This is a genomic window from Rhodococcus sp. AG1013, from assembly GCF_003350365.1.
Classification (GTDB): domain Bacteria; phylum Actinomycetota; class Actinomycetes; order Mycobacteriales; family Mycobacteriaceae; genus Prescottella.
In genome coordinates this window covers 67,552-79,902 of the sequence record NZ_QQAT01000027.1, presented here as the reverse complement: position 1 = coordinate 79,902, position 12,351 = coordinate 67,552, and the positions used below count along the sequence as shown (strand labels likewise).

At 70.8% G+C, this 12,351-nt stretch carries 11 protein-coding genes; all 11 read right to left on the bottom strand.

Translation table 11 applies throughout. The annotated features are described in order from the left end of the window. Positions 1-253: 253 nt before the first annotated feature. Positions 254-1,396, bottom strand: coding sequence for a S9 family peptidase (locus tag DEU38_RS25170; protein WP_114724115.1), 1,143 nt, complete (start codon positions 1,394-1,396; stop codon positions 254-256). Positions 1,397-1,497: 101 nt separating this feature from the next. After that, on the bottom strand, positions 1,498-1,983 hold the full coding sequence (gene ssb, locus DEU38_RS25165; RefSeq protein WP_114724114.1) for a single-stranded DNA-binding protein: 486 nt from the start codon (positions 1,981-1,983) through the stop codon (positions 1,498-1,500). Between the two features lie 197 nt (positions 1,984-2,180). Continuing rightward, the gene (locus DEU38_RS25160; RefSeq protein WP_114724104.1) at positions 2,181-4,211 is read right to left on the bottom strand and encodes a cytochrome c oxidase assembly protein; all 2,031 of its coding nucleotides are present in this window, start codon (positions 4,209-4,211) and stop codon (positions 2,181-2,183) included. Between the two features lie 36 nt (positions 4,212-4,247). After that, a complete protein-coding gene (locus DEU38_RS25155; protein WP_114724103.1) occupies positions 4,248-5,486 on the bottom strand; it encodes a VWA domain-containing protein in 1,239 nt (412 codons plus the stop codon). Further along, a complete protein-coding gene (locus DEU38_RS25150) occupies positions 5,483-6,121 on the bottom strand; it encodes an SRPBCC family protein (RefSeq protein ID WP_114724102.1) in 639 nt (212 codons plus the stop codon). Before DEU38_RS25150 ends, DEU38_RS25155 begins: the two co-directional genes overlap by 4 nt. Positions 6,122-6,167: 46 nt before the next feature. Beyond that, positions 6,168-7,067: a MoxR family ATPase gene (locus DEU38_RS25145; RefSeq protein ID WP_258558153.1), complete on the bottom strand. Its 900-nt coding sequence runs from the start codon at positions 7,065-7,067 to the stop codon at positions 6,168-6,170. Then, positions 7,064-7,654, bottom strand: coding sequence for an NTP transferase domain-containing protein (locus DEU38_RS25140; protein ID WP_114724101.1), 591 nt, complete (start codon positions 7,652-7,654; stop codon positions 7,064-7,066). Before DEU38_RS25140 ends, DEU38_RS25145 begins: the two co-directional genes overlap by 4 nt. Then, a complete protein-coding gene (locus tag DEU38_RS25135) occupies positions 7,645-8,550 on the bottom strand; it encodes an XdhC family protein (RefSeq protein WP_114724100.1) in 906 nt (301 codons plus the stop codon). Before DEU38_RS25135 ends, DEU38_RS25140 begins: the two co-directional genes overlap by 10 nt. Positions 8,551-8,562: 12 nt before the next feature. Further along, positions 8,563-10,962, bottom strand: a complete 2,400-nt coding sequence (locus DEU38_RS25130) for an aerobic carbon-monoxide dehydrogenase large subunit (protein WP_114724099.1) — start codon at positions 10,960-10,962, stop codon at positions 8,563-8,565. Beyond that, entirely contained in the window at positions 10,959-11,456 is a 498-nt protein-coding gene (locus tag DEU38_RS25125) for a (2Fe-2S)-binding protein (protein ID WP_114724098.1), read from the bottom strand. The genes DEU38_RS25130 and DEU38_RS25125 overlap by 4 nt, the downstream gene beginning before the upstream one ends. A 1-nt stretch (position 11,457) precedes the next feature. After that, positions 11,458-12,348, bottom strand: coding sequence for a xanthine dehydrogenase family protein subunit M (locus tag DEU38_RS25120; RefSeq protein ID WP_114724097.1), 891 nt, complete (start codon positions 12,346-12,348; stop codon positions 11,458-11,460). Positions 12,349-12,351: the final 3 nt, after the last annotated feature.

Genomic DNA, 12,351 nt, shown 5'->3' with positions numbered 1-12,351 from the left:
TAACTTCGAGACAAGTGCGACATCAGAAAACGCGCTGACCAGCACTGGAGCGAAACGCAAAGGTCGGGCGTGGGGGCTCGCATCTACATCGTGTAAATGAACTCAGCCACCCAAAGGCTCCAATCTGGAACGGAAATGCGCAGCTCACCGGCTGCGAGAACGTACGACTCGACCGCCAGCCTACCGCGCCCGCCCCGCGCCTCTCCCCGCGCGAGCGGTTTCGCGCGGGGAGAGCGGTACAGCCCTTCCCTGGTCAGAGCCGCTGGCGCACGAACGGCGTCGAATCGGGCAGCGACGCAGCCATCGTCCCGTCGTGGTTGGTCGGGTAGGTCATGTACGTCGCGTCGACACCGGCGAGTCGCAGATCGGCGATGAGCTTGAACGACAGCGGTGCCGGGACCACCGTGTCGAGCAGGCCCTGCGCGATGAACAGTGATCGGTCGTACCCGGTGGTCGGTACCGCGAGATACTCGGTGAGGGCCGCCCGGAACTCGGGGTCGCCGAGGGGACGGCTCAGCAGTGCTCCGACGGATATTCCCTTCACCTTCTCGGCCTGCGCCTCGTAGCAGAGGTTCTCGGCAGCATCCACGATCTCTCGTCCCGCCGGAGTCAGGTAGCTGTTCACGTCGGCCTCCGGCATGGTCGCGCGCATACCGGCGAGGATGTAGCTCGTGAACACCGTCAGCCCGTCGAGCCCGAGATCCGGGATCCACGGCCCGCCGAACGGGAAGACATTCTCGAGGTTCGACGGCGCACCCGTGGTGACCGCGCCTCGGTAGTCGAGTTCGGGCGCGTAGCGGGTCGCCTGGTTCGCGGTGAACAGTGCGGCGTGGCCGCCCTGGGACTGACCGATCGCCATCCACCGCGACGACAGTTCGGGCACCACCGCGCGGCCGGCGCGGACCATGTCGATCACGGCGGTCGCCTCGGAGTCGCCCTCGAGGTACGGGTGCACACCGGGCGTGCCGAGCCCGATGTAGTCCGTGGCGACGATCGCATACCCCTGGGAGAGCCAATGCCCCAGATAGTTCGCGTCGCGGGCCGACCGCGGATTCCGCGACGGCGCGCACGCGTCCCCCAGACCGACGGTGCCGTGCGCCCACGAGAGCACCGGCCAGCCGCCCGCCGGTGCCGCACCCGCCGGCACGAAGACCACCCCGGAACTCGGCGCGGGATGCCCCGCGGCGTCCCGCGTCGAGTAGGTGATCCGGTAGGCGGCCGAGGTGCCGGGCAGCCCGAGCTCGGGCGGCAGCGCCTCCACCGTCTGCACGCTCCCGGGCTCCTGTCCGGCGGGCAGACCGCCGGCGGATGCTGTGGTCGGAGCAAACGTCACCGCGGCCACCACCGCGAGCAACGCCAACGTTCGGCCTGGCTTCCCCCGTGTCCTGCAGCCCATCGAACCCTCCCGTGTGGTCGCCGTCACTCGATACCGATCCGCAATCACCTTCGCAGACAACGACACCCGACCACCCCCGAACCGCGCGATTCCCACGTCCGCTATCCGGCGAGCGCGGGTACCGCATCGTCGACGTCGCGCTGCCCGTCGTCCGGGACCTCCTCCGCCTCGTCGGGCTGCGCGGTCGACTCGTCGGCCCCGCCGGACCCTGCCGGACCGCGCGAGCGCCACGACCGGTCGAGCTTGGCGGTGCAGCGGGCCAGGTCCGGTCCGATCGAGGTGGCGCGCATCTCGAGGTCGGAGCGCGGCTCCCCGTCCCGCGTCTTGTACTCGTTGGTGCGCAGCTCGCCGTGCGCGATGATCGGGTCGCCCTTCATGAGCGACGCCCCCACCCCCTGCACGAGCCTGCGCCAACAGCTCACAGTCAAGTACAGCGTCCCGCCGTCGGTCCATTCCCCCGTCTCGCGGTCACGCCGGCGAACGTTGCTCGCCATCCGGAAGCTCATGACCTCTTCACCGGACGTGGTCTCCCGCTTGACCGGGTCGGTGATCACGGTGCCCACCACCGTGCCGTGTGTCTCGTACATCGACTTCCCCCTCGCGAATCCGTCCTCGTCGCGTCCCCGAAACGGCGAACGCACCGCCCGATCGGGACGGTGCGTTCGACGATGCCGTGGATTCGAGCCCTGATCCGGGTCGGGGCGAATCTGTGGACGAACCGAAGTCGTGTCCACAACCCGGCGCGGGAGCGGCCTTCGCCGGCTGTTCGTGTCGTGCCGGTGTGCTACAGACCGGCCTCCCGGTCACGGCGGGCCAATTCGGCGAACATCGCGTTGTGCGCGGCCAGGTCGGCGTCGTCGTCGCGGTCGGCGGCCCGGTCGACGCGCTTGGCGGTCTTCTGATCGCTGCGCGACCACTGCACCAGCAGCGCGAGCATGACGAGCACCAGCGGGACCTCGCCGGTGGCCCACGCGATGGAACCGCCCAGCTGCTGATCCTTGAGCAGGTCGGCGTTCCAGCCGAGACCCAGCGAGCGGTAGAACGTCGCACCCATGACCTCGCCCATGCTCATCAGTGCGATGCCGAAGAACGCGTGGAACGGCAGCGATCCGAACACCATCGCCAGCTTGGTGATGGGCTGCAGCTGCCGCGGCGACGGATCGACGCCGATGACGACCCAGTAGAACAGGTACCCGCTGAGGATGAAGTGCACGTTCATCAGCAGGTGCGCGGTGTGGCTGTCGACGTTCGCACCGAAGATGCCACCGAGGTACAGCGCGTAGAAGCCGCCGACGAACAGCACCGACGCGATGATCGGCTGGGTGAGGAACCGCGAGATCGGGCTGTGCAGGAACGCGAGCAGCCACTCCCGGGGCCCCGGCACGCCGTCCTTGCCGGCCGGTCGCATCGCCCGCAGCGCGAGGGTGAACGGGCCACCGAGCACCAGCAGGACGGGCGCGAGCATCGACAGTGCCATGTGCGCGCCCATGTGGACGCTGAACATCGCGGGGGCGTACCGCCCGACACCGGACGAGGTCCCGATCAGCAGCACGGCGCAGCCGCACATCCACGCGATCGTGCGACCGACGGGCCAGCTGTCGCCGCGCTTGCGCAGCGTGCGCAGCCCGACGATGTAGAGCACCGCGAGGATGATCGCGGCGGTGCCGAAGACCAGGTCGAAGCGCCAGTCCAGGACGAATCGCGCGAAGGTCGGCGGGCCGTCGAGGTTGTAACCGATCTCCACCTCGGTGAGCGTCGGCAGAGAGGCCGGCGGCGGCGGCGGGGTGCGGCCCAGGCCGACCGCGATGCCGATCGTCGCGGCGAACACGAGTGCCTCGGCGCCCGCGAACCGGATGAGCGCGCCGCGGGATTCCGGGTCGGCGGCGAGCGCCGGCAGGGCCCGTCGTCGCTGCATCCACCCGAACACGCCGAGCAGGACCAGCGCGACGACCTTGGCGACGATGAGGCGGCCGTACGTGGTGGTGAACAGGTCGTCGATGGGCAGACGCACGAGCGCGTTGATCACACCGCTCAGTGCCATCGCGACGAAGCAGATGGTCGCCACGAACGAGAACCGGCGCGCCGCGACGTCGGTGTAGGCCCCGCGCCGACGGGCGTGCGCGAGGAGCGCGAACAGGCCGCCGGCCCAGAACGCCGCCCCGACGAGGTGCCAGATCAGGCTGTTGGTCGCGACGTCGTGCGAACCGCCGGACGACGAGTGTCCGGTGAGTGCCAGCGGCATCATCGTCGCGACGCTGAGCGCCAACAGGAAGGGCGTCCACGACCAGCGCAGCACGATCCGCGACAGCACCGCCAGCACGACGGCGAGGATCGCGGTCCACTGCCACGCGACGGCGGTCTCGACCTGCCCGATCGCGGAGAACAGGTTGGCCGGCTTCACCGCCTCCGAGAACGGCTGGCCGGACGTGTCCGACAGGGTCAGCGGCACCAGGATCGCGGAGCACAGCGCCCACACGAATGCCGCGGCCGAGGCGGTCCGGACCGCGCGGTAGCCGTCGACGTCGAGGACGCCCGACTTCTGGGGCGGCACCATGAACGCCGCGAACAGCAGCGATCCGACCGCGATGACGGCCGCGACCTCGCTGGCCGCGCGCAGCGCGGGTAGGCCGTACGTGGTGAACGGTCCCGGGTCGGGGATGCCCATCAATACCAGCGCCTGGGACGCGGACAGCGCCACGACCAGCGCGGCGACGACCCCGGCGAGGACACCGCTGACCGCGTAGATGACGCTGGATCCTGCTCGGGGGTGACTGACGGGAGCGTGGTCGGACTGCTCGCGCAGGGGTGTTGCCATACCGACAAGGGTAGGACCTACGACAATCTGTCGGACTTACCCCTCACCCGAGTCGCGGGCGCGCGCGACTCCGGCGCTCCGGGCGACGGTCGTCAACATTTCCCCGAGCGTGGCGATCGTGTGCGCCGAGAGGAAGTGGTCGCAATGTGGCAACGCCGCCGCCATCGGGCCTGCGGCCGGCTCGAATCCTGGTGCCGCCGCACGAGGATTGAGCCACACCACCCGGTGGGCCCGCCGCCGGATCCGGGCGACGGCCCGGGCCAGATCGGCAGGCTCGTCGCTGTCCCAGCCGTCCGACGCGACGATCACGACGGCACCGCGCAGCGCACTTCCGTGTGGCGAGGACAACAGTGCCGCGAGGCTGCCGGCGATGTGTGTTCCCCCGAACCTGTCGACGACGCGCTCGCTGGCACGCGCGACGGCCACGTCCGCGCTGCGGTGCGCGAGGACGGGCGTCAGCCGGGTCAGGTGGGTGGAGAACGCGAACACCTCCGCGTTGCCCCGCACCACCGCGGCCCGCATCAGGTGCACGTACACGTCGGCGTAGCCGTGCATCGATCGGCTCACGTCGCACAGCAGGACGATCCGCCTGGGTCGCTCGCGCGGTCGGCACCGGACCAGGCGGACGGGCTCGAAGCCGGTGCCGCGGGCCCGGCGGATCGTGGCGCGCAGATCGACCCGGCCGTGCCGGTGCGGTTCGCGGCGGCGGCTCGGCCGGCGGGGCCAGTTCGGCTCGGTCTGTTCGAGCCAACGCCCCAGCAGTCGCAGATCGTCGTCGCGCAGCTGTCCGAACGGTTCGTCGGCGATCGCCTCGAGCGGGCTCGGCAGCCGCAGCGTCACCGCCGTCGCCCCGTCGTCCGCGCTCCGATCCGGCACCGGGGCGGCGGCGTCGTCGAGGGTCGCCCACGGCGGCGCGGCACGCCGTCGGGGCCCGGCCGACGCTCCCCCGTCGCCGGACCTTCCGTCGGCGCGCGTCCGGCTCGTGTTCGAGACCGACGCCCGCGCGGCCGGGTCGAGCGCGAGTACCGCGTCGTCGAACACCGCCGCGAACACCGCGTCGAACCGCTCGATGTCGCTGTGCCGGCCGACCAGGCTGACCCGTGCGGTCCAGTACAGCCGGCGCCGGTCGGTGGGCGGCAGCACCCGCAGCGCCTCGGTGAACCGGGCGGCGCCGCTCGCCGAGACGTCGACGCCGGCGCGGCGGGCGCGGGTGACGAGCGCGACGGCGAACGCGGCCAGATCGATGCCGCGCAGCAGTGCCGCCGACCCGGTCACGTCCGTCGTGATCGCAGGATCGTGAAGACCACGACGGCTGCGACGACCGCGACGATCCACGGCAGCGCGCGCCGGGCCGTCGACCCGCCGGCCAGCTCGATCAGGTCGATGGGCTGCACCTCCGGTGGCGCTGCCGAACCGACCGGCATCGGTATCGGCACGACGTCGTTCGGGGCGGCCGGCTCCGCGCTGTCGGATGCGAGCTTGTCCTCGAGCGACGCCGCGAACTGCCCCATCAGCTTCTCCGACACCTGCGCGATCATGCCGCTGCCGAACTGGGCCAGCTTGCCGACGATCTTCATGTCGGTGTCGACGGTGACGCGGGTGGCGCCGCCGTCCTCGTGGAGGCGGGCCGTGATCGTCGCCGCCGCGTTGCCGCTGCCGCGCTTCTCCCTGCCGCGCGCATCGATCACCGCGGTGTGCGACTGCTCGTCCTTCGAGGCGAACGACGCCCGCCCGGCGAACTCGCTCGTCACCGGACCGACCTTGATCTTCACGGTGCCCAGGTAGTCGTCGCCCTCCCGTCCGGTCATCGTCGCGCCGGGCAGCAGCGGCGCGATGCCCTCGAGATCGGTGAGGACCTCCCACGCCCGGTCGATCGGTGCATCGACGGTGAACTCGTCTGCGATCTTCATGCTGGTCCTCTCGGTCCTGTCGGTCCTGTCGGTGCTGTCGGTGCTGTCACTGGGTTGTCCGGCCGGCCACGTACTCGCCGACCGCCTCGGCCAGCGCGACGCGGTCGTCGGGGGTCTTCGCGATCGCCCCGAGACTCGCGAGGGCGGCGGTCGGCGCCAGGTCGGCCGCCCCGAGCGCCGCGAGCGCGGACACCCAGTCGATGGCCTCCGCGATCCCGGGCGCCTTGTCGAGGTCGAGGGACCGGGCCGACGCCACGAAATCGGTGACGTCGGCGATCAGAGCGGTGTCGGCGCCCGGCACGGTGCGGCGCAGGATCGCGGCGGCCCGCGCGGGCGCCGGGTAGTCGATCCAGTGATAGAGACAGCGGCGGCGCAGCGCGTCGTGCAGGTCTCGACTGCGGTTGGACGTCAGGACCACGGTGGGCGACTGCTCGGCGACGAACGTACCCAGTTCGGGGACGGTGACCGAGGATTCGCCGAGAAACTCGAGCAGCAGCGCCTCGAATTCGTCGTCGGCACGGTCGATCTCGTCGATCAGCAGGACCGGCGGGAGCGGACCGCGGTGTCGGACGCACCGCAGGATCGGACGCTCCTGCAGGAACTGCTCGGTGAACAGGTCCGCCTCCTGCAGCCGCTCCCCGTGCGCCTCCGACAGCCGCACCGCGAGCAACTGACGCTGGTAGTTCCAGTCGTACAGGGCCTCGTCGGCACCGAGACCCTCGTAGCACTGGAGCCGCACCAGCGGGGTGCCCAGCGCGGCGGCGAGCGCCTTGGCCGCCGTCGTCTTACCGACCCCCGCCTCGCCCTCGAGCAGCAGCGGTCGACCCAGGCGCAGCGCGAGGTACAGCGCCGTCGCGGTGCCCTCGTCGAGCAGGTAGTCCTGCGCGTCGAACCGCCGCGTCAGATCCTCGATGTCCGCGAATCCGGGGGCGGCTGCAGCGATCACGACGCGTCCCGGTCCTGGTCGAGCAGTGCGCGGTAGCCGTCCCACGTGTCAACGTCGAGGGGGATCCTGCCCTCGGCCGGGATCTCGAACGTGTCGGCAGCTTCCCGGTCGAAGAGCTTCCACACAGCCTTGTCGCCGTACAGCTCGGCGATGTCACCGAACACGCTGCGCCCCAACCACAGTGGATGACCCGGGCCGTCGGAGTAGCGGCACATGCCGAGGTTCTCGAGCCGCCCCTGCGCCACCAGCGCGCACACGGTCGCCGGCGTGACACCGGGCTGATCGCCGAGCATCAGCACGATCCCGGACGCCAGCGGCTCGACCTCCGTCAGGGCCGCCTTCACCGATGCCGAGCATCCACTGCCCGAGTCGGGGCAGTGCACGATCGTGCAGCCGCGCAGGTCGACGAGGTCCTCGATCGCGTCCGCCGAGCCGGGCACGGTCACCAGCAACTGCTGGAACCGGCACGCGCGCGCGACGGCGAGAGTGGCGTCGAGCAGCGTCGCGCCGCGGTACGGCAGCAGTTGCTTCGGCCGCCCCAGACGCCGCGACCCGCCGGCCGCCAGGACGAGTCCGGTCACGAACATCGCGCACGCTCCTTCTCATAGGTGCGGCGGCAGCCGGGCGCACAGAACCAGTAGTCCTCGCCGTCGATCTGCAGGTGCGGCGTGTCGTCGACGACGGTGACGGTCATGCCGCACACCGGGTCGATCACGGTCAACGCGGCCCCGATCTCCCCCGCGACCGTCTCCTCTGCCTCGTAACGACTTCCGATGGGAAGCTGCTCGACGCGGATCGCCCGCACCAGCTCGGCGAGAATCGACAGTGCGATCTCGCCGGCAGTGCGGGCACCGATCGGCAGCCCCGCGGGCGTGTGCACGACGGCACGTTGCTCGGGATCCAGGTCCAGTTCGGCGACGACCGCGGCGCCCCGCACCCGGCCGGCAACGAGCCCGATGTACCCGGCACCGGCGTCGAGCGCCTCCCGGATCGCCGTCGGCTCGTCCCCGCCGAGGCTCGCCACGATCACTGCGGTCTCGTCCTCGACGGGCTCGGCGCCGCGTCGGACGTCCAGGTCGAGGCGGCCGGCCAGGTCCGCGACGGCGTCGGCCACCGGTGTCGCGCCGACCACCCGCACGATCGGGGCGGGCAGGCACGGCTCGAGGAAGATCTCCATCGCGCCACCGGACAGGCACGGATTGACGACGACACTCGCGCCGGGCGCCTCCGGGTAGTCGACCCCGCCGTCGGGCAGGATCCGCAGCAGCAGGCACTCGCCCGATTCGAGGACGTCGGCCGCCGCACCGCGCACCGAGTTCTGGGCGCAGTGCCCGCCGACGAAGCCCTCGATCGTGCCGTCCCCCAACACGATCGCACGGTCACCCGGCGACGCCGACGTCGGCTGCTGCGCGCGGACCACCGTCGCGCGCACGAACGGACGCCGCTCGCCCGTCAGCTGCGCGGCGCGCGCACTCAGGTCCATCGCACTCTCCTGTCAGATCGGCGGGGTCGCTCGACCCTGCATCGCCTCCCACACCCGCGACGGTGTCAGCGGCATGTCGGCGTGCCGCACCCCGAACGGCTTCAACGCGTCGACGACGGCATTGACGACGGCCGGCGGCGACCCCACGGTCGCGCTCTCCCCGATCCCCTTGGCCCCGATCGGGTGGTGCGGCGACGGGGTGACGGTGAAGCCGGTCTCGAGGTGCGGCACCTCCAGCGCGGTGGGGATGAGGTAGTCCATCAGCGAGCCGCCCAGGCAGTTGCCGTCCTCGTCGAACGCGATGATCTCCATCAGTGCCATGCCGATCCCGTCGGTGATGCCGCCGTGCACCTGCCCCTCGATGATCATCGGGTTGATGCGGGTGCCGCAGTCGTCGACCGCGAGGAAGCGGCGCACCTTCACCACGCCGGTGCCCGGATCGATGTCGACCACGCAGAAGTACGCGCCGTACGGGTAGGTGAGATTCTCCGGGTTGTAACAGATCTGGGCCTCGAGACCGCCCTCGACGCCGTCCGGCAGATCCCCCGCGCCGTACGAGCGCATCGCGATGTCCTGGATCGTCACGGCCGCCGAGGGATCGCCCTTGACGTGGAAGTTGCCCTTCTCCCATTCGAGGTCCGAGACGGACACCTCGAGCATGCCCGACGCGATGATCCGCGCCTTGTCGCGCACCTTGCGCGACACCAGCGCGGCCGCGGCGCCGGACACCGGGGTGGACCGACTGCCGTACGTGCCGAGCCCGAACGGGGTGTTGTCGGTGTCGCCGTGCACCACGTCGACGTCCTCGGGCGGGATGCCGAGCTCCTCGGCGACGATCTGCGCGAACGTGGTTTCGTGCCCCTGCCCCTGGGTCTGCACCGAGATCCGGACCACGGCCTTGCCGGTGGGGTGCACGGTCAACTCGCAGCCGTCGGCCATGCCCAGTCCGAGGATGTCCATGTCCTTGCGCGGGCCCGCACCGACGGCCTCGGTGAAGAACGACATCCCGATGCCCATCAGCTCACCGCGCTCACGCCGCTCCGCCTGCTCTCGGCGCAGGGCGTCGTAGCCGATCATGTCCATGGCCTTGCGCATCGTGGTCGCGTAGTCGCCGGAGTCGTACTGCCACCCGGTCTTCGACGTGTACGGAAACTGCTCCGGCCGCAGCAGATTCCGCAGCCGCAGCTCCGCCGGATCCATGTCGAGGTCGTATGCGAGGCAGTCGACCAGGCGCTCCACCAGGTACACCGCCTCGGTGATCCGGAACGAGCACGCGTAGGCCACCCCGCCCGGCGCCTTGTTGGTGTAGACCGCCGTCATCGTGCAGTACGCGGCCTCGAGGTCGTAGCTGCCGGTGAACACCCCGAAGAAGCCGGCCGGGTACTTCACCGGCGCCGCGGTGCCGTTGAACGCGCCGTGGTCGGCGAGGACGTCGGTGCGGATCGCGAGGATCTTGCCCTCGCTCGTCGCGGCGATCTCCCCGACCATGATGTAGTCGCGGGCGAAGCCGGTGCTGGTGAGGTTCTCGCTGCGGTCCTCCATCCACTTGACGGGCTTGCCGGTGAGCAGCGACCCGACGATCGCGCACACGTATCCCGGATAGATCGGAACCTTGTTGCCGAACCCGCCGCCGATGTCGGGGGAGATGACGCGGATCTTGTGTTCGGGCAGCCCCGCCACCAGCGCGTACAGCGTGCGGTGCGCGTGCGGCGCCTGGCTCGTGGACCACAGCGTCAGCTTGCCGTCCACCGCGTCGTAGTCGGCGACGGCGCCGCACGTCTCCATCGGGGCCGGATGGACCCGCGGGTAGACGATCTCCTGGCGCACCACGACGTCTGCCTTCGCGAACGCCGCCTCGGTGGCGTCCGCGTCCCCTGTTTCCCAATCGAAACAGTGGTTGTCGGTCTTGCCGTCGAGGTCGGTGCGGATCACCGGGGCGTCGGGCTCGAGGGCGCGCCGCGCGTCGATCACCGGATCGAGAATCTCGTACTCGACGTCGATCAACTCCAGCGCGTCGCGGGCGGAGTAGCGGTCCTCGGCGACGACGAACGCCACCTCCTGGCCCTGGAACCGGACCTTGTCGGTGGCGAGGACGGCCTGCACGTCGTTCGACAGCGTCGGCATCCACGCCAGGCTCTTCTCGGCGAGGTCCGCACCGGTCACCACCGCCGCCACCTTCGGGTGCGCCTGCGCCGCGGTCGTGTCGATGCGCACGACGCGGGCGTGCGCGACCGGCGAGCGAAGGATCGCCAGATGCAGCATGCCGGGCAGTTGGACGTCGTCGACGTAGTGGCCCCGGCCCCGGATGAACCGCGGATCCTCCTTGCGGAGCATCCGGCCGTGCCCGCACGGCTTCTCGTCGTTCGCGACGCGGTCCGGGTCCAACTCGGCCGGTTCGTCCAGCGTGGTCACGACGCGCCTCCCGTCGTCACGGTGTCGGTCGTCGTCCCGCCGTGCTCGGCCGCCCACCGGACCGACCGGACGATGGTCGTGTAGCCGGTGCAGCGGCAGATCTGGCCGGAGATGGCCTCGCGGATGGTCGCCTCGTCGGGGTCCGGATCGCGGTCGAGCAGGGCGCGGGCGGTGATCATCATGCCGGGGGTGCAGAATCCGCACTGCAGTCCGTGGCACTGCATGAACCCCTCCTGCACGGGATCGAGCACCCCGTCGTTCGCGAGACCCTCGACGGTGCGGACGTCCCGGCCGCCGGCCATCACGGCGAGCATCGTGCACGACTTCACCGGCTCGCCGTCGACCGAGACCACGCACGTGCCGCAGTTGCTGGTGTCGCAGCCCCAGTGGGTTCCGGTGAGCCCCAGGCGGTCCCGTAGGAAATGGACCAGGAGCATCCGCGGCTCGATGTCCTCGGCGACCTCGGTGCCGTTGACCGTCATCGTCACCTGCATTTCACGACTCCGTTCCGTCGAGTGTGCCCGCGGCGCGTTGAGCGGCCGTGCGCAGCGCGCGGACGGTCAGTTCCCCGGCGAGGTGGCGCTTGTAGGCGGCGGTCCCGCGCGGGTCGGTCACCGGATCGCACGCCTGCCCGGCGAGGACTCCGGCCTCGATGAACACGTCCTCGGACAGTGCCAGTCCGCCGAGGTACTCCCCGATCGCGGCGACGCGGTCGGCATCGGGTTGCACCGCGGTGAGCCCCACCCGGGCGCCGCCGATCCGGTCGCCGTCCAGCCACATCGACGCGCCCGCGGCAGCGATGGCCCAGTCCCCCACCCGCCGTTCCACTTTCGCGTAGGCGCTCCCGCCGGCATGCTCCCGCGGGATGCGCACCTCGACGAGGATCTCGTTGCCGCGCACCGCGGTCTCGTAGGGTCCGACGAGGAAGTCGGCCATCGGCACCTCACGCACGCCCGTCGGCCCGCGGATCACGCACACGGCCCCGACCACCGAGCACACCGTCGTCAGGTCCTCGGCGGGGTCGGCCTGACACAGCGACCCGCCGATCGTGCCGCGGTTGCGGACGACCGGGTCGGCGATCACCCGTTCGGCGTCCCGGAAGATCGGGAACAACGCGGCAAGGTCGTCGGACTCGAGGATCTGCCGGTGGCGCACCATCGCACCGATCCGCACGGCGCCGGGTTCGACGGTGATGTCCCCCAGTTCGGCGACCAGATCGTTGATGTCGATCAGATACTCGGGGTTGGCGAGGCGCAGCTTCATCATCGGCAGCAGGCTGTGCCCGCCGGCCACGACACGCGCCTCGTCGCCGAGTCGGTCGAGCAGCGCGATCGCGTGCTCGACGTCAGTCGCTCGTTCGTATTCGAACAGTCCCGGAACCTGCATGTG

Excerpts from the sequence above, each read along its gene's own strand:
- DEU38_RS25170 (WP_114724115.1), bottom strand. The coding sequence starts at position 1,396 with ATGGGCTGCAGGACACGGGGGAAGCCAGGCCGAACGTTGGCGTTGCTC.
- ssb (WP_114724114.1), bottom strand. The coding sequence starts at position 1,983 with ATGTACGAGACACACGGCACGGTGGTGGGCACCGTGATCACCGACCCG.
- DEU38_RS25160 (WP_114724104.1), bottom strand. The coding sequence starts at position 4,211 with ATGGCAACACCCCTGCGCGAGCAGTCCGACCACGCTCCCGTCAGTCAC.
- DEU38_RS25150 (WP_114724102.1), bottom strand. The coding sequence starts at position 6,121 with ATGAAGATCGCAGACGAGTTCACCGTCGATGCACCGATCGACCGGGCG.
- DEU38_RS25140 (WP_114724101.1), bottom strand. The coding sequence starts at position 7,654 with ATGTTCGTGACCGGACTCGTCCTGGCGGCCGGCGGGTCGCGGCGTCTG.
- DEU38_RS25135 (WP_114724100.1), bottom strand. The coding sequence starts at position 8,550 with ATGGACCTGAGTGCGCGCGCCGCGCAGCTGACGGGCGAGCGGCGTCCG.
- DEU38_RS25125 (WP_114724098.1), bottom strand. The coding sequence starts at position 11,456 with ATGCAGGTGACGATGACGGTCAACGGCACCGAGGTCGCCGAGGACATC.
- DEU38_RS25120 (WP_114724097.1), bottom strand. The coding sequence starts at position 12,348 with ATGCAGGTTCCGGGACTGTTCGAATACGAACGAGCGACTGACGTCGAG.